Here is a 22,101-nt window from a genome sequence, read left to right on the forward strand (position 1 = left end):
GCTACCAGCCAAAACAAAACCGGCACAAGAAAATTTCTGTTACACACTATCGAGTTCTCAAAAAACACACACCCACCAACACCACACAACAAAAGACATCGTGCGAACTTCAATGAGCAGAGTTTGTCGTCTTCTCGGCCTCTCGGTCTTCCCGGGGGAATCCCTGGTCGCTGACGACTTGGATAAAGTTACACAGGGGTTGACGGGAACACAAATCAGCTGGTCAGGACCACTTCTGCGGCCTGCTGCGCGATCGCCAACTCCTCGTTGGTGGGCACCACCAGGACCGCGGTGCGCGAGTCGTCGGTGGAGATCCGACGGCTGACCCGCGCACGCTCGGCGTTGCGTGCCGGATCCACCGCGATGCCGTAGCCCTCCAGGCCGGCGAGCGCATCGGCGCGGACGGTCGCCGCGTTCTCCCCCACCCCGGCGGTGAACACGATCGCGTCGACCCGGCCCAGGTCCACCAGGTACGCGCCGATGTAGTGGCGCAGACGGTGGATGTACACGTCGTAGGCGAGTGCGGCGGCGGAGTCGCCGGCCTCGATCCGGTCCAGGATCGCGCGGAAGTCGTTCTCCCCGCACAACCCCTTGAGACCCCCGCGCAGGTTGTAGATCCGGTCGACGTCGTCGACCGACTTGCCGCCGACGCGGGCCAGGTGGAAGGCGATACCCGGATCGATGTCCCCGGTGCGGGTGCCCATGACCAGTCCTTCCAGCGGCGTGAGCCCCATGGAGGTGTCGATGGGGCGGCCGCCGCGGATCGCCGAGGCCGAGGCGCCGTTGCCCAGATGCAGCACGATCTGGTTGATCTCGTCGTCGGGCCGGCCCAGGAACCGCGCGGCCTGTCGCGAGACGTACTGGTGGCTGGTGCCGTGGAAGCCGTACCGGCGAATCCCGAACTCCTGCGCCACCTCGGTGTCGATCGCATAGGTGGCGGCGGCGTCGGGAAGGTCGTGGAAGAACGCCGTGTCGAAGATGCCGACCGCCGGCACGTCGGGGAGCAGGGCGGTGACCGCCTCGACGCCGACGAGGTTGGGCGGATTGTGCAGCGGGGCCAGCGGCGAGAGGCGTTCGATCGCGGCCAGGACCGCGTCGTCGATGAGGATCGGCGCGTGGAACTCGCGACCGCCGTGCACCAGCCGGTGACCGACGGCGGACAGCTGCGCAGCGGCGAGGTCGATGCCGTCCTCGCGGAACAGCTCGACCACCTCGGCGATGGCGGCCCGATGGTCCGGCAGCGCGACCCGACGGATGCGCTCACGCCCACCGACCTCGTGGGTGATCGACGAACCGGTCGGTTCACCGATCCGTTCGGCCAGCCCGTCGGCGTAGACGCGCTCGGTGGCCGGATCCACCAGCTGGTACTTCAACGACGACGAGCCGGCGTTGATCACCAGCACGGAGCCGGGGGCGATGCTGTCTGCGATCGACTCTGCCATCGGTCAGCTCCGCTTCATGTTCTGCGCCTGGATCGCGGTGATGGCGACGGTGTTGACGATGTCGGACACCAGCGCACCGCGGGAGAGGTCGTTCATCGGCTTGTTCAGGCCCTGCAGCACCGGACCGATCGCGATGGCGCCCGCGCTGCGCTGTACGGCCTTGTACGTGTTGTTGCCGGTGTTCAGGTCCGGGAAGATCAGTACGGTGGCCTGACCGGCGACCGGCGAATCGGGCATCTTGGTGCTCGCGACGGAACGGTCGATCGCCGCGTCGTACTGAATCGGCCCCTCCACCAGGATCTCGGGGGCGCGCTCGCGCACCAGCTCGGTGGCTGCACGCACCTTGTCCACGTCGGCGCCCGTCCCCGATCCGCCCGTGGAGTACGACAGCATGGCCACCCGCGGGTCGATACCGAAGGCCGCCGCCGTCGCCGCGGACGAGATCGCGATGTCGGCGAGCTCGGTCGACGTCGGGTCGGGCACGATCGCGCAGTCGCCGTAGGCCAGCACCTTGTCGGCCAGGCACATGAAGAAGACGCTGGAGACCGTCGAGACCCCCGGCTGGGTCTTGATGATCTCGAAGGCCGGTCGGATGGTCTGCGCGGTGGTGTGCACCGCCCCGGAGACCATGCCGTCGACCATGCCGGTGTGCAGCATCATCGTGCCGAAGTACGACTCGTCGCGCACCACCTCCTGCGCCCGATCGAGCGTCATGCCCTTGTGTTTGCGCAGTTCGGCGTAGATCGGCGCGAACTGGTCGACCAGTTCGCTGGTGCGCGGATCCAGGATGTCGACCTCGGACAGGTCGATCCCGAGTTCCTCGGCGCGACGGCGCACCGTCTCCTCCTGGCCGAGCAGGGTCAGCCGCGCGACGCCGCGGCGCAGCAGTCGGCCCGCCGCCCGCAGAATCCGGTCGTCCCCGCCCTCGGGCAGCACGATGTGCTGGGGATCGGATTTGGCCTGCGAGAGCAGCATGTACTCGAACATCTGCGGGGTCATCACCTCGGAGGAGTGCAGCCGCAGGTCCGCGAACAGCCGATCGGCCGGCATGTAGCGCTCCATCAGCGCCAGCGCCGCGTCGATCTTGCGGACCGAACCCACCCCGATCCGACCGCGCGTGGTGGAACAGATCCGTGCCGTCTCGTACGTGCCGTGCTCGCACTGCAGGATCGGCAGCGTAGGCCGCAGCCCGCGCACCAGCGCGTCGATCATCGGGTGCGGTTTGAGGCCGCCGTTCAAGATGATGCCCGCCAGCCGCGGAAAGCCTTGTGCCGCATTGGCGTTGACCAGCGACAGCAGCACGTCGGAGCGGTCGGCCGGCGCGATCACGGCCATCGACTCGCTGAGACGTTCCAGGATGTGCTCGACGGTCATGCCGCCGACCATCACGTCGATCGCCTCGCGATCGAGCAGGTCCGCGTCTCCGCTGAACAGTTCCGCGTCGAGCGCGGTGGCCAGCTCGGCCATGGTCGGCGCGAACAGCAGCGGTTCTTCCGGCAGCGCCCATGCGCGGTAGCCGCCCTCGGTCACCGCGTCGACGATCTCGGCGCGCCGGTAGCGGTCGCAGCGATTGGCCACCACGCCGGCGACCGCCGCGTGGGCCTGCGCGATGTCGCCGGCCAGCAGGTCCACCAGGGCCCGCACCTCCGACGGCTCACGGCCGAGCGCCTTGACCACCAGCAGGATCGGCGCCGCCAGGTTCGCGGCGATGCGGGCGTTGTAGCCGAGCTCGGAGGGCGAGGCGACGTCGGTGTAGTCCGAGCCGAGGATCAGCACGTTGTCGCACTGCGCGGCGACCGCGTGGTAGCGCGTGACGATGTCGGCGATCGCCGCGTCGGGGTCGTCGTGGACGTCGTCGTAGGTCACGCCGAGGCAGTCCTCGTACGGCACGTCGACCGAGGTGTACTCGATGAGGAGGTCGACGATCTCGTCGCGCTCGCCGGCGCCGGCCCGCGCGATGGGCCGGAACAGTCCCACCCGGCCTCCGGTCGCGGCCAACTGCACCAGCACGCCCAGCGCCACCGTCGACTTACCCGTGTCCCCCTCGGCCGACGCGATGTAAATGCCGCTCGCCGACTCGATCCCGTTGCCCGTCATGGGTGTCAGCGTATCGTCGCCGAGTCCGAATCCCGGATGACGGCGCGCACCGTGAGATCGGCGATCTGCTCGTCGGTCAGGTGCCCGCGCGGAACCAGCATGCAGGAGTAGGCGATCCGGATCATGAGCTCGATGGCCCCGCGCGGATCCGGGTACAGCAGGGCGGCCTCGTCCTCGCCGATCTCCGGCAGCGTGACGTCGACGATCATGTCGATCAGCGACGGCCCCTTCGCATCCGGGGACAGCACCAACGCGCCGACGATCTCCTCCGGTTCCCGGGTCAACACGTACTGCAGCGCCTCGTGTTGGCGGATGTACCGCAGCGACTCCACTGCCCGCACGTGCACGCGCGTGGCGATGTCCGGCTCGTCGGCGCCCCACTCGCGCACCTTGACCGCGACCAGCGCCAACTCCCGCTGCACGATGGCCGAGACCAGCGCGTCGCGTCCACCGAACATTCGATAGGCCGTCGCCCGGGCGACGCCCGCTTGGCGGGCCACCGACGTGAGGCTGAGGGCCTTGGCTCCGACGCTGGAGATGAGTCCGACGCCGACCTCGATGAGTCGATCTCGATCCATGTCCTAGCGATCGTCGTCGATCACATGCACCGCGGCCTCTTCGGCGGAAGCGCCCGCACCGTCGACCCCGGCGTCGCTGGCCAGCAGCTGCGCATCCACGTCGGCGCCGGTGCCCAGATCCGGTGCCACCAGACGCCCGGCGCGGCGCCCACCCACCTCGTCGCTGGAGGGGAAGTCCGGGTCGCGGTCCTCGGCGTCGTCGGTGAACACGTCCGGCTCCTCCTCGGCCAGCCGTTCGTCGAGCGTCTCGTGCTCCGGATGGTCGGCGGGACGACGGTCCGGCGGCGAGTAGCCGCGGTCCAAGACGTCTTCCAGGTCCTGGTTCTCCAACGTCTCTTCCGGTTGCAGCTGATCGCTCTGGTAGTCCTCGTTGCCGTCCACCAAGTCGTCTGGATCACTCATGGCATCGAGCCTATCGCCCGATCACCGCCGCCACGATTCGTATGCCCGCGGATCCTCGATCGGTTCCAGATGCACGGTCACCACGAGGCCTTCGACGGCGTCCCGCAGGGCCGCCTCGACCACTTCGGCCGCGTCGTGCCCGCGCTGCACCGACCAGGCGCCGGGGACCAGCATGTGCAGCTGCAGGAAGCGCACGGGGCCGGATTCGCGGGTCCGGATGTCGTGGAACTCGACCGGTTCAGGCGCCGAGTCGGCACGGAACTTCTCGAGCACCTCGTCGATACGCGCCAGGTCGTCGTCGCCGAGTGCGGTGTCCATCAGGCCCGCCGTCGACCGCTTGATCAGCAGGTAGCCGACCACCAGGATGTTGATCGCGACGCCGATGGCGATCAGCGGATCCAACGGCAGCCAGCCGGTGAGGGCCACCAGCGCGACGCCGACGACGACGCCCGCGGTAGTCCACACGTCGGTGAGCAGGTGCTTGCCGTCGGCCTCGAGGGTGATGGACCGGTGCCGTCGGCCGGCGCGGATCAACAGCCAGGCGACGACGCCGTTGAACACCGACGCCACCACCGAGATGCCCAGACCGATCCCGATCGATTCGAGTTCGCGCGGATTGAGCAGCCGGTCGACGGCGGTGTAGATGATGACGCCGGCGGCCACGACGATCATCACGCCCTCGATCACCGCCGAGAAGTACTCGCTCTTGGCGTGCCCGAAGTTGTGGTCGTCATCGGCCGGTCGTGCCGCCACTCGCAGCGCGATGAAGGCGACGATCGCCGCGACCAGGTTCACCAGGGATTCGGCGGCGTCCGAGAGCAGGCCCACCGACCCGGTGATCTGCCACGCCGTCGTCTTCAGGGCGATGGTCACCAGCGCGGTCGCGATGCTCAGCAACGCCCAGCGACTGAGGTCCTTGGTCGGCGCCGAATCCATGGCGCTCATCCTGCCATCTCCCGCGCCGCAGGGACCGGTGCGCCGGTTCGTCTCAGATTCCGCCGTCCTCGCCCGCCGCCGACTTATCAGGGGCATGGTGGAGTCATGCTCGACGAGCTGGAGGCCGAAGCCCGGTCAAGCTTCGAAGCCGGTGAGTACGACCACGCCCTCGCGGAGTTCTCTGTGCTCCGCGAAGTACGCGCCCGCCGCGAGGGCCCCTACTCCGTGCCCTACCTGCGCGCGCTGCACGCCAGCGTGCGGTGCATGCGTTTTCTGCAGCTGTGGCAGGACTCGGATCCGCTGTGCCGGGAACTGCACGGCAAGTACGTGCGCACCCACGGCCGCGGCCAGGCCGACACCGTCGACGTCGCCAAGCACTGGGCATGGACGATGCTGCACCTGGGTGCGGTGAGCGCGGCCGTGGCGCTCTACGTGCGGACCGCCGACGCACTGTGGGACTCCGACATCTCCACCGCCCGCCGACTGCTCGGCGCGGCCGCGGTGAACTCCGGGCCGGCGGTCGATCCGCTGGCCGGGCTCACCCTGACCCACACCACCGAACTCACCGAGTCGCTGGCCGACCTGCGCCGCCTGCTCCCCAATGACGCCGGCGCCGCCCCCGCGAGTGATTTCGACGGGGCGACGCCGGGCTGACGTACGGGGTGGACCTGCGGGTCAGTCGATGATCGGACCGGGCGCCGGCGCGAGGGGCACCTTGCGGGGCAACGACACCAGCGTGACGATGCTGACCACGATCAGCAGCAGGCCGAGGAGCCAGGCGAGCGTGGTGAGCGTGGCGCCCGGGGCCAGGAAGAGCATGGCGATACCGGCGAGCACCGAGATCACGCCGCCGACGATGACCAGCCACCGCGGCGCGACCGCGATGCCGGCGCGAGCACCGAAGATGTCCTGGAAGCCGCCGAAGATCCAGCCGATGCCGATGAAGACCGCCAGCATCCACCAGGCGTCGGCCGGGCTGATGATCGCGATCACGCCGCAGAAGACCATGGCCAGCCCCAGCGCCAACATCAGCAGGCGCAGACCGAAGCTCAGGCCCACCGAGGCGAACGAGTAGAACAGCCGGAACAGGCCGGCCGTCACCAGTGCGATACCGAACAGCAGGCCCGCGACGAAGACGCTCACGCCCGGCCACACCATCATCAGCACGCCGAGGACGATGCCCACCACGGCCGAGAAAAGGATGCCGGATCGAACCGCGTTGACGGCCTCCGCGGGCACCGCGGGCCCACTGGGGTGGAGTTCAGAAGTGGTCATGGACACAGCGTAGCCTCACGCCATGGTTGATTCTGCATTCTTCACTCGCGACAACAAGGGTCGCTTTATCCCCACGCCGATGGCGTACAGCCTGTGGGGACCCGATGCACTCAACGGTCCGGCCGTCTGCGCCGTCGCCGCCTACGCGGTGGAGACCGATCACGGTCGCGAGGGCTGGCGCCCGGCCCGCTTCACCATCGAACTGTTCAAGAGCGCGCGGCGGCTGCCGACCACGGTCCGCACCTACGTGCAGCGCTCCGGCGGTCGCATCCTGGTCGCCGGTTTCGACGTGCTCCAGCACGACGACGAGACCGAGATCCTCGTCGCCAAGGGCGTCACCGTCTTCCTCGTCGAAGGCGTCGACCCGCCGGGCGCCCGCTGGTCGCGGCCGGACGGCGAACGCACCTTCTTCCCGCCGGACGTCCCCGAGGACGACGACGATCCCCGCTTCGGCGGGCCGGACGGATGGTCCACCAGCATGGAGGGTCAGCAGGAGGCGCACCGGCACCGCCTGTGGTCCAAGGCGCTGCCGCTGGTGCCCGACGCCGACCTCACGCCGTTCCAGCGCGCGGTGATCACCGCCGAGTCGACCAGCCTGATGACCAACTGGGGCGAGGGCGGCATCGGATTCATCAACTGCGACCTGACCGTGGCGCTGGCCCGGCTCCCCGAGGGTCTGCGCGTAGGCGTGGAGGCCGACACGCATCTGTCCGCCGACGGCATCGCGGTGGGCACCGCGACGCTGTACGACCGGCGCGGGGCCATCGGCACCGGCACCGTGACCGCGGTGGAGAACGCCCGCGCGATGATCGATTTCACCCGCACCCCGCGCACGCACCTCTGGTCGACGTAGCCGTCGCGGCCCCGCCGGCCGCGGTCAGGCGGTCGGCGCGGGGCTCTGCGGCGGATTCGGGCTCGACGGCGAGACGGGTTCGGCCGCTGCGGCCGGCAGCGGGGCCGGCCCCTCCTGCAGGGCCTGATCCACCGCTTCGACGCGTTCGAGTTCCTCCTCGGCGGCGCGTCGACGGTTGCGCGGCTGAATGTAACGGCGATCCACCAGGCTCACCGTGCCCACCACGAGTGCCGCCAGGAGCCAGCCGAGCAGGATGTCGAAGACGTAGTGCTCGGCGGTGTACACCAGGGCGAAGGCCATCACCAGGGCGTACCCGGTGAACAGGGTTCGTCCGAGCGCCTTGGTCCGCGGCCACATGAACAGCGCCAGCATCATGGTCAGCCCCGCGTGCAGCGACGGGATGGCCGCCACCAGGTTCGACTGGCCCTGACCGCCCTTGATCAGCTTGCTCGCCGCTTCCACGCGGATCACGTGCCAGCCGCGCGTGGAGATCCGTTCCACGTACGGCGCCGCCCCCTCGTTGGTCGGCTCCACCTGGCCCAGCAGATTGTCGGGCACCGCGCCCTCGGGCAGGTACATGCAGTCCGGATCGTGCGGATAGTCGGCCACCTGGGCCGCGGTGCACTTGGCGGCCGCCCACGGCGGTGCCGCCGGCACCAGGGTGTAGCCGATCAACCCGATGAAGCTGGTGGCGATGAAGCACGCGGCGAACCGCCGCCAGGTCGCCCGGTTGCGCACCCACAGCACCGCCGCGGTCGCGTACGGGACGATGAAGTACGACATGTAGACGACGCTGACGATCACCTCCCACCAGGGCGGCTCCACGAACTTGATGTGCGACTGCAGCCACACCGTGGGATTGACTCCGAAGAGCCAGAAGTCTGCGTCGGCGGCGAGCTTCCAGTGCGTCGGCATGTCCAGCCAGACGGCGATGTTGCGCGTCCAGTCGTACAGCATCAGGATCAGCACGAACGGCAGCCAGTCGATGATCACCGTGATCGCGCGACGCCGGCCGACGGTGGCCGCGGCCATGCCGAAGGCCAAGTAGAGGATCAGTCGGGTGCGGTCGAAGGCGACGCCGTTGATCGCGATCTCGAAGCCGAGCGCCACCGCCCACACCAGCAGAAGCGAGCGCCGAACCCAGGTGAGGTCCCGGCCCTTCTCTACGACGACTTCGACCGGTGCCTCGGTCGCGACCTCGCGACCATCGGGCTCCGTCGCGACCTCGCGACCCTCGGGTTCGGTCACGACCTCGTGTTCCGTCGCGACTCCGCAGTCGTCGGGCTCGGTCTCACCGGTCGGCGACGCCGAACTGTTCACACTCACGTCAACTGCTCCTCGGCATACGGCAACCGCGTCAGACTACAGGCCCCGCGCCGCCGATCGTCGCCGCGAGCGCCCCGCCGCCTGGCCTATCGTGGACTCATGCGACTCGGAGCCCACCTGCGCCAGGACGAGAACCCGATCACCACGGCCGAGGAACTCGGTGTCGACATCTTCCAGATGTTCGTCACCGATCCCCAGAAGTGGAACAAGCCGGCGCCCCATCCGCACGCCGAGCAGATCCGGAACTCCCCGATCGACGTGGTGGTGCATTCGAGCTACCAGATCAATGTCGCCAGCCTGAACAACCGGCTCCGCATGCCCTCGCGCAAGGCGGTCGAGCAGCAGGCCGCGGCGGCGGCCGAGCTGGGCGCAATCGGACTGGTGGTGCACGGCGGCCACCTGCGCGACGGCGAGGACGCGCAGGAGGGTTTCGACAACTGGCGCAAGCTGTTCGAGCGACAGCAGGACAAGGGCGGCTTCGGCGTACCCATCCTGATCGAGAACACCGCCGGCGGCGATCACGCGATGGCGCGCACGCTCGAATCGATCGAGCGACTGTGGGATGCCGTCGGCGACTTCGATCAGGCCGGATTCTGCCTGGACACCTGCCACGCGTGGGCCGGCGGCGAGGAGTTGGTCGGCCTGGTGGAGCGCATCAAGGCGATCACCGGGCGCATCGATCTGGTGCATCTGAACAACTCGCGCGACGAATTCGACTCCGGCCGGGACCGGCACGCCAACCTGGAGTCGGGCCACATCGCCGCCGACGTCCTGGCCGAGCTGATGGCCCAGGCGAACGCGCCCACCATCCTGGAGACCCCCGCCGACGGCGTTCCGGCCGATCTCGCCTACTTGCGCGAACTCTAAGCCTGCTTGCAATTGTAAGCACTGACACATTCCTACCGGTTGTCCGGAGGCATACGGTTCGGTAGTCTGTCCAGTGTTACCGGCAAGTAACTTGTCTGTTCAGCCCTCCGTGACGTACTTGAGATTGGAAGATCATGGGCCACTACAAGTCCAACCTTCGCGACCTGCACTTCAACCTCTTCGAGATGTACCAGCTCGACCAGGTGCTGGAGTCCGGCGAGTTCGGCGACCTCGATCACGAGACCGCCGTCGACATGCTGCGTGAGGTTCGCACCCTCGCCGAGGGACCGATCGCCGAGTCCTTCGCCGACGCGGACCGCAATCCCCCGGTCTTCGATCCGGCCGACCACTCGGTCACCATCCCCGAAAGCTTCAAGAAGTCGTACAACGCCTTCATCGACGCGGGCTGGGACAAGGTCGGCGTCGACGAGGAGCTGGGCGGCCTGCCCGCACCGCGCTCGCTGTACTGGGCCCTCGGCGAGATGATTCTCGGCGCGAACCCGCCCGTGTTCATGTACGCGGCCGGCGCCGGTTTCTCGAACATCTTCTACGACAACGGCACCGACGAGCAGAAGAAGTGGGCCGCGATCTGCGCCGAGCGCGGCTGGGGCGCCACCATGGTCCTCACCGAGCCGGACGCCGGCTCCGACGTGGGCGCCGGCACCACCAAGGCCATCAAGCAGGAAGACGGCACCTGGCACATCGAGGGCGTAAAGCGCTTCATCACCTCGGCCGACCAGGACATGACCGAGAACATCTTCCACCTGGTGCTGGCCCGCCCCGAGGGCGCCGGACCGGGCACCAAGGGCCTGTCACTGTTCTTCGTCCCCAAGATCCACTTCGACCACGAGACCGGTGAACTGGGCGAGCGCAACGGCGCCTTCGTCACCAACGTCGAGCACAAGATGGGCATCAAGGCCTCCAGCACCTGCGAGGTCACCTTCGGTCAGCACGGCATCCCCGCCAAGGGCTGGCTCGTCGGCGAGGTCCACTCGGGCATTGCCCAGATGTTCGACGTGATCGAGCACGCTCGCATGATGGTCGGCACCAAGGCCATCGCGACCCTGTCGACCGGCTACCTCAACGCACTCGACTACGCCAAGCAGCGTGTCCAGGGCGCCGATCTGACGCAGATGACCGACAAGGCCGCCCCGCGCGTCACCATCACCCATCACCCGGACGTGCGTCGCGCACTGCTGACCCAGAAGGCGTACGCCGAGGGCCTGCGCGCCGTGTACCTGTACACCGCATCGCACCAGGACACCGTCGCGGCGAACATCGTCTCGGGTGCGGACGCCGAGATGGCGTACAAGGTCAACGACCTGCTGCTGCCGATCGTGAAGGGCGTCGGCTCCGAGCGCGCCTACGAGAAGCTCACCGAGTCGCTGCAGACCCTGGGCGGCTCCGGCTTCCTGCAGGACTACCCGCTCGAGCAGTACATCCGCGACTCGAAGATCGACTCGCTGTACGAGGGCACCACCGCCATCCAGGCGCAGGACTTCTTCTTCCGCAAGATCATCCGCGACAAGGGCCAGGCTCTGGGCCACGTCGCCGGTCAGATCAACGCCACCATCGAGGCGGCCGTGGACGAGCGTCTGAGCGCCGAGTACGCGCTGCTCAAGACCGCACTGGAGGACATCCAGGGCATGGCCGCGACCCTCACCGGCTGGCTGATGGCCGCGCAGGAGGATTCGAAGCAGCTGTACAAGGTCGGCACCGGTTCGGTCCGCTTCCTGATGGCCGTCGGCGATCTGATGATCGGGTGGCTGCTGCTGCGTCAGGCCGAGGTGGCCCTCAAGGCCCTCGACGCCGGCGCTGCGGGCGACGACAAGCCGTTCTACGAGGGCAAGGTCGCCTCGGCCACCTTCTTCGCCAAGAACATGCTGCCGCTGCTGACCGCCATCCGCGGCACCGTGGAGAACGTCGACAACGACCTCATGGAGCTCGACGAAGCCGCCTTCTGATCGCTTCGCTCTGATTCGAGCGAATCGACACCTTGCCACAGGCCCCGCCGGAGAATCCGGCGGGGCCTGTGGCATCGGAACTCACGCTCGACGACGGCGCCGACCGACCCCGAGGTACGACGACGGCACTGTGACGCCCCACGACGGGAATATGACGCCGTAGACCGCTGTGTTGCCGTCGTCGAACCGGCGATGAGGCGAACCGGCGGAGTGAGCTGTCGAGGTCACGCAGCGGCCCAGCCGGATTCCGGTGGGGCTCAGTGCATCCCCGACACAGGCGCTCTCCGACGGTCGGCTAGGGTCCCGAGAATGACCGGTATCGACCCAGCGCCGCGACCCCGGCACGTCCATCCGCAGCGCTGGTCGTTCGTGCTTCTCCTCGCGCTGCTGGCACTGGCCCTGGGCACCTCCGCGCTGCCCTCCCCGCTGTATCCGATCTACGCCGCGCAATGGGATTTCGGACCCCTGACCACCACCGTGATCTTCGCGGTCTACTCGGTAGGCGCGCTCGGCGCAGCCCTCACCGTGGGGCCGATCTCCGATGCGGTGGGCCGCAAACCCGTGCTGGTCACCGCGCTGGCGACGATCCTCGTGGGCCTGGTGATCTTCCTGTTCGCCACCGATTTGTGGCAGCTCCTGCTGGCCCGCTTCCTGCACGGCGCCGCGATCGGCGCGACCATCGTGGTCTCCGGCGCCGCCCTGCTGGACGTCCGCCCGCACGACGGCGCGCGCAACGGCGCGGTGAGCGGGGCCGCGCTCAACGCCGGCATCGCGCTGACGGTGCTCGGGGCCGCCGCGGCCGCGCAGTGGTCGTCGGTGCCACTGCGCCTGCCGTACGCGATCATGCTGGTCATCGTGATCGGCTTGCTGGCCGCCACCATCGCCCTGGTGGAGCCGCACACCGGGCGCACCGGAGCCAAGATCCGGCTCACCGCGCCGTCGGTGCCGTCGGAGATCCGCGCCGACTTCTGGTTCGCCGGGATCGGCATTCTCACCGCGTGGTCGGTGCTGGGCGTCTTCCTCAGCCTCTACCCCGCCCTGGCGCAGAACACGACGGGCCAGACCTCGGTGCTCTTCGTCGGCAGCGTCATCGCGGTGATGGCCGCGGCGGCCGCGGCCGCGCAGTTCCTCGGCGGCCGATTCGCCCCGCGCCCCACCGCCATCGTCGGCGACCTGGGCATGATCGTCGCGCTGATGGGCGCGATCCTCGCGGTGCGCAGCGGCTCGACGGTCGCGATCGTCGTCGACGCCCTGGTCCTGGGCGCGGTCTTCGGCCTGGCCTTCGGCGGATCGCTGCGCTACCTGAGCGAAGTGACGCCCGCCGACGCCCGCGGGCGGGTGATGAGCGCCTACTACCTGCTCGGTTACCTGGCGATGGGTGTGCCCACGGTGATCGCCGGCGCCCTGGCCACCCGCTACGGCACCGCCGCGGTGTTCCCGTGGTTCGCCGCGGCCGTGGCGCTGGCGTGCTTGGGGGCGGCCCTGCTCGGCCTGTTCGGCCAGCGCCCGCATCCGATCGACGAGCGCCCCGTACAGCTCTGAGACGGCCCCGCGCTCAGCCGTCGACGCCCAGTTCCACCAGCAGTTCGGCGGAGATCCGCTCCAGATCGGCGCGGACGGTCGACGGTTCGACCTCCGGCGGCACCAGCACCTCCAGCCGCGCCTCGAACAGCGGGCCGCCGGCCATCGGCGCTTCGCGGGTGGCGGTCGTCATCTTCTCGATGGTCACCCCGCTCGCACTCAACGCGGCGGCCACCGCGGCCACGATTCCCGGGCGATCGTTGCCGAGGACGCCGATCGACAGGGCCGTCCACGTGTCCTCGCGCGCCGCGACGGGGTTGGCGTCGTGCACGGCCACTTCCAGCAACCCGTCCAGGCCGGTGACGGCGGCCACCAGGGCGTCCGCGTCGTCCGCGGCGACCGAGACCGCGACGATCCCGGCGAACTTGCCGTCCAGGTGGGCCAGCTGACTGCGCTCCCAGTTCCCGCCCCGCGCGGCCACCGCGTCGGCCAGCGCCGACACCAGCCCCGGTCGGTCATCACCGATCAACGACAGCACCAGATTCCGCATGCCCGCAGCGTAACCGACCGCGCCGGGCCGCAGAGCGAAAAGGCCCGGCCGCCCCNTCGGTGGCATCCGGATGCCGCCGTCGACGCGGATCACTTCGGCGTTCATGTACGAGTTGGTGATCAGTTCCTCGACCATGGAGGCCAGCTCGTCGGGCACGCCGAGACGCTTCGGGAACAGCACGCTCTCGCCCAGCTTGGCCTTGAAGGCCTCCGACTCGGGGCCCTCGCCGTAGATCGGCGTGTCGATCAGGCCCGGGGCGATGGTGTTCAGGCGCACGCCCACCGCGGACAGGTCACGAGCCACCGGCAGGGTCATGCCAACGACGCCGCCCTTGGACGACGAGTAGGCGGCCTGACCGATCTGGCCGTCGAACGCGGCGACCGAAGCCAGGTTGACGATCGCGCCGCGGTCGTTGTCCGGGCCCGGCTCGTTCTTGCTCATCGCGGTGGCGGCCAGACGGGTCACGTCGAAGGTGCCGATCAGGTTGATGCCGATGACCTTCTTGTACAGGTCCAGGTTGTGGGCCGACGCGAACTCGCCGTCGCGGCCGATGGTGCGCTGAGCCCAGCCGACACCGGCCGAGTTGACCACGGCCTTGAGCGGGCCGAGTTCGACGGCCTTCTCGATGGCCGCGATGATCTGGTCGGTGTTGGTCACGTCGACCTCGACGAACACGCCGCCGATCTCCTTGGCCAGGGCCTGGCCCTCTTCGGCCTTCAGGTCGGCGATGACGACCTTGGCGCCACGGGCGGCCAGGCGGCGGGCGGCGGCCGCACCGATGCCCGACGAACCGCCGGTGACGATTGCACTTGCTCCATTGATGTCCATAACGGCGAGCATATCGTCGGGCTCATCCGCAGCGAACGATAGGCTCCGGATCATATTTGACGGTGCGCGTGGTTCGGGACACCTCGGCCCCGGTGCGGGCGTCCCGAACCACGCGCGTGTTGGACGCGGTGAAACCCGGCGAACCGCTGCTGGGCAGGCAATTGTCGCCGGCCGGGAGCACCAGGCTCTCCGGGCTGGTCGGGTTGGTCCGCGGTCCGGTGAACGACTCCACCTCGAACTGCTTGGTCCCCCACAGCCGCACGGTGATCGACGACCCCGACCAGGCGGTCTCGATCAGGATGCCGCTCTTGCTCGTGTTCCGGAACTGCAGGTCGATGAGGCCCTCGAAGACGGTCGCTTCGCGCGCCTCCGGATACCGCGAGATGTAGTAGGCGTGCTCGGTGTGGGTCACGTCCTGGAGACCGGCGAAGTACGCGGCGTTGTAGAGGGTGGTGGCGAACTGCGAGATACCGCCGCCGACGGCCTTGGAGGCGTGTCCGTTGTCGATGATCGTCGAGGTGACGTACCCCTGCGCGGTGCCGCGGGGGCCGGTGTGGCCATTGAGGGAGAAGACCTCGCCGGGCAGCACCACGGCTCCGTCGACCTCTTGGGCCACGAGGCGGATGTTCTCGCCGGAGGCGCCGCTGAAGCCGCCGGTGGTGAACTCGGCGACCACCTCGCGCACCCCGAGGCCGCGGGCCTTCGCGGTGGAGATCTTGGGTCGCTGCGTGGTGTAGACCACCTTGGCGGTGCGGCCGGACTCCACCGTGGCGGCGGCCAGCGCGTCGGCGGTGGCCGGCGTGTCCACCTTGGCGCCGTCGCGGGCCGGCACGACGCGGGGCGTGCCTCCGGAGATCCGGAAGGAGGCGTTCACCGGCGCCGACTCCGTCGCGGTCAGAGCCTTGCCGAGCACGCCCTTGAGGCTGCGCTGGCTGATCGACGGGACGAGACCGCCCTGTCCGTCGGGCACGAAGGTCACCAGGGCGCCGAGTTGGGCGGGGGTGACGGTGATCGTCTCGCCGTCACCGCGCAGGCGGATCGACGACGCGGTGACCTGACGCGCCGGTCCGTCGAGGGTGGCCTGCACCGTGTCGGCCGACACCGTCGGATCGAAGGGCTCCATGGCCAACGAGATCCGGTCGCCGCCGAGCCACTCCCGGGTCAGCGTCTGCTGTGCCGCCTCCCGGTCGATGCGCAGACCGGCCGACGGCAGGTCCGGGACCGGTGTGGTGCCGTCGAAATGCACGCCGCCCTCGACGGCGGCGCGTTCGAGCACCTTGCGTTGGGCGTCCAGCTCCTCGTTGAACGCGGCCTGGTCGATGTGCACCACCGGCGCCACCTGGTGCGACACCCCGAGCATGCCCAGCACGCGATCCCAGGGGTTCCGCGGCTGCTCCAGCAGACGCTGCAGCGTCGCGTCGGCGTCGAAGGTCAGGCCCAGGGCGGCCGGATCGACGGTGGCCTGACCGGAATCGGTGTGCACCACGATCGGCGAGGCCGCCGACACCGACAGCTTCTCGAGCGCGGTACGCGCCTGATCCGGGGACAGGTCCCCCAGGTCGAATTCGGCGATCTGCGCGCCGCGCGCGGTGCGATCCTGCGACTTGGCCATGTCGATGGCGAGGACGATGGCGCCGAGGAGCACGGCGGCCAGCAGGCCGCGCAGCCACCAGGCACGCGTCGAAGTCGCACGGCGCCGCGAGCGCCGATCTTGTCCAGGAATCACAACGGAATCGATCTTAGGCAAAAAATAAGACTCCAGCCGTACTGCCAGGTCGGGGGTCAGGCACTACGGCCGGAGCTACCACGTATATAGCCGTGGCCGAATGGGACGTTACACAGTCGAGGAAAGAATTTTAAAATTCCTCGTCACCGCAGGTCAGCCCTCGATAATCGCGGTCACACCCTGGCCGCCGGCCGCGCAGATGGACACCAGGGCCCGTCCGCCGCCGTTCTCGGCGATCATCTTGGCCGCCTGCGCGACGATCCGCCCGCCGGTGGCTGCGAACGGGTGACCGGCCGCCAGCGACGAGCCGCGCACGTTCAGCTTGCTGCGATCGATGGCGCCCAGCGGCTTGGCCAGGCCGAGACGCTCGGTGCAGTACTCCTCGGATTCCCAGGCGGCCAGCGTGGACAGCACCACCGAGGCGAACGCCTCGTGGATCTCGTAGAAGTCGAAGTCCTGCAGGGTCAGGCCGTTGCGCTCGAGCAGACGCGGGACCGCGTAGGTCGGGGCCATCAGCAGTCCGTCCGGGCCGTTGACGTAGTCGACGGCCGCGGTCTCGGTGTCCACCAGGTAGGCCTGCACCGGCAGGCTCTTCGCGGCGGCCCACTCGTCGCTGGCCAGCAGCACCGCGGAGGCGCCGTCGGTGAGCGGGGTGGAGTTGCCCGCGGTCATGGTGGCATCGCCGAGGGAGACGCCGAAGACCGGCTTGAGCTTGGCCAGCTTCTCCACCGAGCTGTCGGCGCGGAGGTTCTCGTCGCGGGTCAGACCGAGGAACGGGGTGATCAGGTCGTCGAAGAAGCCCTCGTCGTACGACTTGGCCATGTTCTGGTGGCTGGCGGCGGCGAGCGCGTCCTGGTCCGCCCGACCGATGCCGAACTCCTTGGCGGTGATCGCGGCGTGGTCGCCCATGGACAGGCCGGTGCGCGGTTCGCCGTTCTGCGGGATCTCGATGCCCAGCTTGGTCACCAGCGCCAGCGCCGCCTTGATGCGGTCCGGGGTGGTGCGGGCCCGGTTCACCTCGAGCATCTGTCGACGCATGTCCTCCGAGACGCCGATGGGGGCGTCGGAGGTGGTGTCGGTGCCGCCGCCGATGCCCACGTCGTAGCGGCCGCGGGCGATACCGTCGGCCACCGCGCTGATGGCCTGCAGGCCGGTGCCGCAGGCCTGCTGGATGTCGAAGGCCGGGGTGTAGGGCGAGAGCGACGTACCGAGCACGCACTCGCGCACCAGGTTGAAGTCGCGGGAGTGCTTGAGCACCGCACCGCCGGCCACCATGCCCAGCTGCTCACCCTGCAGGTTGAAGCGGCTGATCAGACCCTGAAGGGCCGCGGTGAACATCTCCTGGTTGCTAGCCTTGGCGTAGGCGCGGTCCTGCCGAGCGAACGGGATGCGGTTGCCACCGAGGATGGCTACCGGACGATCTTGCTTGGTCTCCGGCTTGCGAGGGGTGTACGAGGCCACGGGCATCTCCTGAACTCTACGTTTCTGCGGTTACCTGTATTCTTACTATTGAGTAAGTTCGTTGTCGACCCCGGCACCAGATCCATACACGCAGAAGGAGCACTGTTATGGCAGGCAGCACCGACCTCTATTCGTCGTTCGTCAACTCGGGACCGGGCGCCTTCCTGGCCAGCAAGGTCGGCCTTCCGCAGCCGCCTAAGCTGCGCCGATACTCCCCGTCCCAGCCCCCGCTGGGCGGCCCCGTCCTGCTCGGCGGCTTCGGCCGCCTGGTGGAGCCGGTGCGCGAGATCCTGAGCGCCGGCGACGACTACGACATCGTGGTGAACAACACGTCCGGCCGCAGCGCCGACAAGCTGGGTGCCGCGGTCTTCGACGCGACCGGCATCAGCGACGCCGCTTCGCTCGAGCAGCTCTTCGAGTTCTTCACCCCGGTCATGCGCTCGCTGGGCAACTCCGCCCGCGTCGTCGTCCTGGGCACCACCCCGGAGCTGGCCGCTTCGCCCGACGAGCAGGTCGCTCAGCGCGCGCTGGAGGGCTTCACCCGTTCGGTGGCCAAGGAACTGCGCGACGGCGCGACCGCACAGCTGGTCTACGTGCACCCCAAGGCCAAGGCCGGCGCGGGCGCCCTCGAGTCCACCCTGCGCTTCCTGCTGTCGGGCAAGTCGGCCTACGTCGACGCCCAGGTGATCCGCGTCGGCGCCGAGGCCGCCGCGACCGTCGCCGACTGGGACAAGCCGCTGGCCGGCAAGGTCGCCCTGGTCACCGGTGCCGCTCGCGGTATCGGCGCCACCATCGCCGAGGTCCTGGCCCGCGACGGCGCCCACGTGATCGCCGCCGACATCCCGGCCGCCGGCGAGGCGCTCAGCGAGACCGCCAACAAGATCGGCGGCACCGCGCTGCCGCTCGACGTCACCGCCGAGGACGCCGGCGCCAAGATCGCCGAGCACGTCCTGACCCGGCACGACGGCCTGGACATCATCGTCAACAACGCCGGCATCACCCGCGACAAGCTGCTGGCCAACATGGACGCCGGCCGCTGGAACTCGGTGATCGGGGTCAACCTGATCGCCCCGCAGACGCTGGTCAACGAGCTGGTGGCGCGCAAGGCGCTGCGCTCGGGCGGCGCCGTGATCGACGTCTCGTCGATCGCCGGTATCGCGGGCAACCGCGGCCAGACCAACTACGGCGCCTCCAAGGCCGGCGTGATCGGCGTGGTCGACGCCTACGCCCCGGTCCTGGCCAAGAGCGGCATCACCATCAACGCCGTCGCACCGGGCTTCATCGAGACCGCGATGACCGCCGCCATTCCGCTGGCCACCCGCGAGGTGGGTCGCCGGATGAACGCACTGCAGCAGGGCGGCCAGACCATCGACGTGGCCGAGACCGTCGCCTACTTCGCCAACCCCGCCAGCAACGCGGTGACCGGCAACGTCGTCCGGGTCTGCGGCCAGAGCCTGCTGGGTGCGTGATGAGTAGACCCGTCACCCTGCCTGCGATGCCCTCGGCGGCGACGCAGTACCCGAAGGCGGTCGGCGCCCTGCTGCCCGTCTTCGGCAAGCCCAGCCGCGTGTCCCCGGACGCGACCGTCCCGGACACCGTGCTGCGGGTGGAGAACATCCGGGTGGACCGGGATCGCCTGCTGGACTACTGCCACACCACCGGCTGCCAGTACGGTGCCGAGCTGCCGCTGACCTACCTGTTCGTCCTGCAGTTCCCGCTGGCGATGGAGCTGATGGTGGCGGGCGGCTTCCCGTTCGCCGCGGTCGGCGCCGTGCACGCGGAGAACCGCATCGAGCGGATGCGGGCGATCGGCGTCGACGAGCCGCTGACCATCACCACGCATGCGGAGAACCTGCGCGAACACCGCAAGGGTCTGCTGATCGACGTGATCTCCGAGTTCTTCGTGGGTCGCGAACTGGTGGCCGTGCAGACCGGCACGTTCCTCAAGCAGCAGCGCACCAGCCTGTCGGACACCCCGCGGGGCCCGGCGCCCAAGGAGACCACCCCGCCGCCGCCGGATCGGATTCTCACCGTGCACCTGCCGCTGATCCGCAAGTACGCGGCCGCGGCCGGCGACCGCAATCCGATTCACATGGCCGACCTGTCGGCCAAGATGTTCGGATTCCCCAAGGCCATCGCCCACGGCATGTGGAGCGCGGCCACCGCGATCTCCAACGTCGAGGCGCAGCTGCCCGACGCCGTGGTCTACAACGTGCGCTTCGGCAAGCCGATCCTGCTGCCGGCCAAGGTGAACCTGTACACCGAGAAGTCCGGCGACGGCTACACGGTGTCGATCCTCAACCGCCGCAAGGGCTATCCGCACCTGACCGGCACGCTCACCCCGCGTACCTGACCCCCATGTCGCGACCCGTCCCGTATCTCGCCCGCGCTGCAGCAAAGGCGACGTACGGGACCGGTCGCGACACGACTTCCAGAGGGGGTTGAGTGGGGCGGGCGGGTTAGGTGCCGACGCCCTTGAGGCCGCGCCAGGTGATGCCCAGCAGTAGATCGGTGGCCGCGTCGATGGAGACATCGCCTTCGGAGACCCGGTCGGCGACCGCCTCGGCCGCACCGACCAGCGCCACCGCGGTGAGTTCGAAATCGGTGTCCGACGCACCCTCGACGGTGGTGCCCTGCCGGATCAGCGCCGTGATCATCTCGGTGATCTCCGCGCGGGCCTTGGTGACCACGTCGGAGAAGCCCGCGCTGCCACTGGCCACGCGATAGAGCACCCGCCACGACGCTGCGTTCTCGTGCACGTACCGCAGGAACTCGCGCACCAGAATGCGCGCCTGTTCACGCTGCCGCAGGCTCGGATCGAAGCCTGCGCTCATCACGTCGATGAACCGGCCGGATTCGCGCGTGATGCACGCGGAGAACAGTTCGTCCTTGGACCCGTAGTAGAGGTACAACATGGGCTTGGAGATCTGCGCTCGTGCCGCGATCGCGTCCATCGAGGTGTCGGTGTAGCCGCTTTCGGCGAACTCGGCGATCGCCGCATCGAGCATCTGCTGCTCTCGTACAGCGCGAGGCAAGCGCTTCGTTCCGGCCATAAGCCTCAAATTACCATCGAGTAAGTTCCGCGCGTAGCCGCCTCAGCAGGACAACACACCTTTGGCCCGCAGGATCCGCACCACCGACGCATCGATCCGGCCTCGGTCGAGCTTGCCGTCGGCGACGGCCTTCTCCAGCGTGTTCAGCACCGTGGGCACCTGATCGGTGGCCAGCCACAGGCCGATGTCCGATCCCGCCTGGAACGCCCGCAGCACCGCCTGATCGATCGAGTACTTGTCTGTGATGGCCTTCATCCCGGACAGGTCGTCGGAGAAGATCACGCCGCCGAAGGCCGGACCGTCGTAGCCCTTGCCGGTGCGCAGCATGCCGATCGCGCGGGGGCTGATGCTGGCCGGGGTGTCCGCGGCGGTCAGCCCGGGCACGATCAGGTGGCCCACCATCACGCCCGCGGTGCCCGGGTCGCGCAGCAACGTCCGGTAGGGCACCAGGTCGCTCGTGCGCAGCTGCGCCAGCGGCGGCGTGGTGACCGCGCCGGTGTGCGTGTCGCCGGAACCGCTGCCGTGGCCGGGGAAGTGCTTGTACACCGGCATCACCCCCGCCTCGGCCAGACCCTGTGCGAAGGCGCCCGCGTACTCGGTCACCGTCTGCGGATCGTCGGAGTAGGAGCGGTCGCCGATCACGTCGCCGTCGGCCTCGTCGGAGACGTCGACGACGGGCGCGAAGTCGACGGTGATGCCCAGTCGCGCCATCTTCTTCCCGGCGGTCCGCGCCTGCGCGCGCACCTGCGCCGGGGTGGCCCCGCTCTCCCGCACCGACCGCGCCGACGGCAGGTCCACGCCGATCGACTTGAGCCGGGACACCCGTCCGCCCTCCTGGTCGACGGTCACCATCAGGGGAATGTCCTGGGCCTTGGACAGCTTCGCCGCCGCGCCGTCGGAGAGGATCGTCAGGTCGGTCCAACTGCCGACGAAGATGCCGCCGATCTGTTCGGCCGCGACCACGGCCTTCGCGTCGGCGGTGCCGGTGACGCCCACCACGAGCCGCTGTGCCAGCTTCTGCCGCAGGGTGAGCGCGGCCAGTTCCGCGCTGCCGCACCGGGCCGGAGCGGGCGCGGCCGAGGAAGAGGAGGAAGCCGCGGCCGAGGGCGCCGCGGAACTGGTCTCCGACGCGGCGATCGTGGCCTCGCCGCCGGTGGACGCGCAGCCGGTGACCAGCATGAGGCACGCGGTCAGCGCGATCGGACGAAGGACGTTCCGCATG

Annotated in this window: 19 protein-coding genes and 1 pseudogene; 7 read left to right on the forward strand and 13 right to left on the reverse strand. The window is 69.0% G+C overall.

The window, feature by feature from the left end:
- Window positions 1–215 precede the first annotated feature (215 nt).
- Genes ACFFJD_RS16220 through ACFFJD_RS16240 form a run of 5 tightly spaced genes read right to left on the reverse strand, consistent with a single transcriptional unit; the run spans window position 216 to window position 5,455 of the window.
- Window positions 216–1,442, reverse strand: coding sequence for an acetate kinase (locus ACFFJD_RS16220; protein WP_382366041.1), 1,227 nt, complete (start codon window positions 1,440–1,442; stop codon window positions 216–218).
- A 3-nt stretch (window positions 1,443–1,445) separates the two neighbouring features.
- A complete protein-coding gene (gene pta / locus ACFFJD_RS16225; RefSeq protein ID WP_382366043.1) occupies window positions 1,446–3,539 on the reverse strand; it encodes a phosphate acetyltransferase in 2,094 nt (697 codons plus the stop codon).
- Window positions 3,540–3,544: 5 nt separating this feature from the next.
- On the reverse strand, window positions 3,545–4,117 hold the full coding sequence (locus tag ACFFJD_RS16230; protein ID WP_382366045.1) for a TetR/AcrR family transcriptional regulator: 573 nt from the start codon (window positions 4,115–4,117) through the stop codon (window positions 3,545–3,547).
- 3 nt (window positions 4,118–4,120) lie between these two features.
- The gene (locus ACFFJD_RS16235; protein ID WP_382366047.1) at window positions 4,121–4,519 is read right to left on the reverse strand and encodes a DUF5709 domain-containing protein; all 399 of its coding nucleotides are present in this window, start codon (window positions 4,517–4,519) and stop codon (window positions 4,121–4,123) included.
- A gap of 21 nt (window positions 4,520–4,540) precedes the next feature.
- Window positions 4,541–5,455, reverse strand: a complete 915-nt coding sequence (locus tag ACFFJD_RS16240; RefSeq protein ID WP_382366123.1) for a cation diffusion facilitator family transporter — start codon at window positions 5,453–5,455, stop codon at window positions 4,541–4,543.
- A gap of 105 nt (window positions 5,456–5,560) precedes the next feature.
- On the opposite strand from ACFFJD_RS16240, the gene ACFFJD_RS16245 reads away from it, so the two are divergent.
- Window positions 5,561–6,109 (forward strand): hypothetical protein, encoded by a 549-nt coding sequence (locus tag ACFFJD_RS16245; protein WP_382366049.1) that lies wholly within the window; start codon window positions 5,561–5,563, stop codon window positions 6,107–6,109.
- Between the two features lie 21 nt (window positions 6,110–6,130).
- On the opposite strand, the gene ACFFJD_RS16250 is transcribed toward ACFFJD_RS16245, so the two are convergent.
- A complete protein-coding gene (locus ACFFJD_RS16250) occupies window positions 6,131–6,730 on the reverse strand; it encodes a DUF308 domain-containing protein (RefSeq protein WP_382366051.1) in 600 nt (199 codons plus the stop codon).
- 22 nt (window positions 6,731–6,752) lie between these two features.
- Here ACFFJD_RS16250 and ACFFJD_RS16255 point away from each other — a divergent pair, with 22 nt between their 5' ends.
- The gene (locus tag ACFFJD_RS16255; protein WP_382366053.1) at window positions 6,753–7,583 is read left to right on the forward strand and encodes a hypothetical protein; all 831 of its coding nucleotides are present in this window, start codon (window positions 6,753–6,755) and stop codon (window positions 7,581–7,583) included.
- A 24-nt stretch (window positions 7,584–7,607) separates the two neighbouring features.
- Here the strand turns inward: ACFFJD_RS16255 and ACFFJD_RS16260 are convergent, their stop codons facing one another.
- Window positions 7,608–8,909 carry a phosphatase PAP2 family protein gene (locus tag ACFFJD_RS16260; RefSeq protein WP_382366055.1) on the reverse strand — a complete coding sequence of 434 codons (1,302 nt, stop codon included), beginning with the start codon at window positions 8,907–8,909 and terminating at the stop codon, window positions 7,608–7,610.
- Between the two features lie 99 nt (window positions 8,910–9,008).
- On the opposite strand from ACFFJD_RS16260, the gene ACFFJD_RS16265 reads away from it, so the two are divergent.
- The 3 genes from ACFFJD_RS16265 to ACFFJD_RS16275 all read left to right on the forward strand — a co-directional run bounded on the left by ACFFJD_RS16265 (window position 9,009) and on the right by ACFFJD_RS16275 (window position 13,282).
- Window positions 9,009–9,776, forward strand: a complete 768-nt coding sequence (locus ACFFJD_RS16265) for a deoxyribonuclease IV (protein WP_382366057.1) — start codon at window positions 9,009–9,011, stop codon at window positions 9,774–9,776.
- A gap of 134 nt (window positions 9,777–9,910) precedes the next feature.
- Window positions 9,911–11,740 carry an acyl-CoA dehydrogenase gene (locus tag ACFFJD_RS16270; protein WP_382366059.1) on the forward strand — a complete coding sequence of 610 codons (1,830 nt, stop codon included), beginning with the start codon at window positions 9,911–9,913 and terminating at the stop codon, window positions 11,738–11,740.
- Between the two features lie 309 nt (window positions 11,741–12,049).
- Window positions 12,050–13,282: an MFS transporter gene (locus tag ACFFJD_RS16275; RefSeq protein WP_382366061.1), complete on the forward strand. Its 1,233-nt coding sequence runs from the start codon at window positions 12,050–12,052 to the stop codon at window positions 13,280–13,282.
- Window positions 13,283–13,295: 13 nt separating this feature from the next.
- Here ACFFJD_RS16275 and ACFFJD_RS16280 read toward each other — a convergent pair whose 3' ends face one another.
- The 4 genes and pseudogenes from ACFFJD_RS16280 to ACFFJD_RS16295 form a co-directional block, all read right to left on the reverse strand.
- Entirely contained in the window at window positions 13,296–13,877 is a 582-nt protein-coding gene (locus ACFFJD_RS16280) for a glycine cleavage system transcriptional repressor (protein ID WP_382366125.1), read from the reverse strand.
- Window positions 13,869–14,639, reverse strand: a pseudogene (locus tag ACFFJD_RS16285) (SDR family NAD(P)-dependent oxidoreductase); the annotation flags it as partial. The pseudogene ACFFJD_RS16285 and the gene ACFFJD_RS16280, both read right to left, overlap by 9 nt.
- Before the next feature lie 22 nt (window positions 14,640–14,661).
- Window positions 14,662–16,362: a VanW family protein gene (locus tag ACFFJD_RS16290; protein ID WP_382366127.1), complete on the reverse strand. Its 1,701-nt coding sequence runs from the start codon at window positions 16,360–16,362 to the stop codon at window positions 14,662–14,664.
- 156 nt (window positions 16,363–16,518) lie between these two features.
- Entirely contained in the window at window positions 16,519–17,832 is a 1,314-nt protein-coding gene (locus tag ACFFJD_RS16295) for an acetyl-CoA C-acetyltransferase (protein WP_382366063.1), read from the reverse strand.
- Between the two features lie 101 nt (window positions 17,833–17,933).
- Between ACFFJD_RS16295 and ACFFJD_RS16300 the strand changes: the two genes are divergently transcribed.
- Window positions 17,934–19,295, forward strand: coding sequence for a 3-oxoacyl-ACP reductase (locus tag ACFFJD_RS16300; protein WP_382366065.1), 1,362 nt, complete (start codon window positions 17,934–17,936; stop codon window positions 19,293–19,295).
- Window positions 19,295–20,179: a MaoC/PaaZ C-terminal domain-containing protein gene (locus ACFFJD_RS16305; protein ID WP_382366067.1), complete on the forward strand. Its 885-nt coding sequence runs from the start codon at window positions 19,295–19,297 to the stop codon at window positions 20,177–20,179. Before ACFFJD_RS16300 ends, ACFFJD_RS16305 begins: the two co-directional genes overlap by 1 nt.
- Window positions 20,180–20,285: 106 nt before the next feature.
- On the opposite strand, the gene ACFFJD_RS16310 is transcribed toward ACFFJD_RS16305, so the two are convergent.
- Both ACFFJD_RS16310 and ACFFJD_RS16315 read right to left on the reverse strand, forming a co-directional pair.
- Window positions 20,286–20,879 (reverse strand): TetR/AcrR family transcriptional regulator, encoded by a 594-nt coding sequence (locus ACFFJD_RS16310; RefSeq protein WP_382366069.1) that lies wholly within the window; start codon window positions 20,877–20,879, stop codon window positions 20,286–20,288.
- A gap of 42 nt (window positions 20,880–20,921) precedes the next feature.
- Window positions 20,922–22,100 (reverse strand): glycoside hydrolase family 3 N-terminal domain-containing protein, encoded by a 1,179-nt coding sequence (locus ACFFJD_RS16315; protein WP_382366071.1) that lies wholly within the window; start codon window positions 22,098–22,100, stop codon window positions 20,922–20,924.
- Between the last annotated feature and the right edge of the window lies 1 nt (window position 22,101).

The organism is Gordonia phosphorivorans (assembly GCF_042432625.1).
Taxonomy (GTDB): Bacteria; Actinomycetota; Actinomycetes; order Mycobacteriales; family Mycobacteriaceae; genus Gordonia; species Gordonia phosphorivorans.

Coding starts and splice junctions, on each gene's coding strand:
- ACFFJD_RS16220 (WP_382366041.1), bottom strand. CDS start 1,442: ATGGCAGAGTCGATCGCAGACAGCATCGCCCCCGGCTCCGTGCTGGTG.
- pta (WP_382366043.1), bottom strand. CDS start 3,539: ATGACGGGCAACGGGATCGAGTCGGCGAGCGGCATTTACATCGCGTCG.
- ACFFJD_RS16230 (WP_382366045.1), bottom strand. CDS start 4,117: ATGGATCGAGATCGACTCATCGAGGTCGGCGTCGGACTCATCTCCAGC.
- ACFFJD_RS16235 (WP_382366047.1), bottom strand. CDS start 4,519: ATGAGTGATCCAGACGACTTGGTGGACGGCAACGAGGACTACCAGAGC.
- ACFFJD_RS16240 (WP_382366123.1), bottom strand. CDS start 5,455: ATGGATTCGGCGCCGACCAAGGACCTCAGTCGCTGGGCGTTGCTGAGC.
- ACFFJD_RS16245 (WP_382366049.1), top strand. CDS start 5,561: ATGCTCGACGAGCTGGAGGCCGAAGCCCGGTCAAGCTTCGAAGCCGGT.
- ACFFJD_RS16250 (WP_382366051.1), bottom strand. CDS start 6,730: ATGACCACTTCTGAACTCCACCCCAGTGGGCCCGCGGTGCCCGCGGAG.
- ACFFJD_RS16255 (WP_382366053.1), top strand. CDS start 6,753: ATGGTTGATTCTGCATTCTTCACTCGCGACAACAAGGGTCGCTTTATC.
- ACFFJD_RS16265 (WP_382366057.1), top strand. CDS start 9,009: ATGCGACTCGGAGCCCACCTGCGCCAGGACGAGAACCCGATCACCACG.
- ACFFJD_RS16270 (WP_382366059.1), top strand. CDS start 9,911: ATGGGCCACTACAAGTCCAACCTTCGCGACCTGCACTTCAACCTCTTC.
- ACFFJD_RS16275 (WP_382366061.1), top strand. CDS start 12,050: ATGACCGGTATCGACCCAGCGCCGCGACCCCGGCACGTCCATCCGCAG.
- ACFFJD_RS16295 (WP_382366063.1), bottom strand. CDS start 17,832: ATGCCCGTGGCCTCGTACACCCCTCGCAAGCCGGAGACCAAGCAAGAT.
- ACFFJD_RS16300 (WP_382366065.1), top strand. CDS start 17,934: ATGGCAGGCAGCACCGACCTCTATTCGTCGTTCGTCAACTCGGGACCG.
- ACFFJD_RS16305 (WP_382366067.1), top strand. CDS start 19,295: ATGAGTAGACCCGTCACCCTGCCTGCGATGCCCTCGGCGGCGACGCAG.
- ACFFJD_RS16310 (WP_382366069.1), bottom strand. CDS start 20,879: ATGGCCGGAACGAAGCGCTTGCCTCGCGCTGTACGAGAGCAGCAGATG.
- ACFFJD_RS16315 (WP_382366071.1), bottom strand. CDS start 22,100: ATGCGGAACGTCCTTCGTCCGATCGCGCTGACCGCGTGCCTCATGCTG.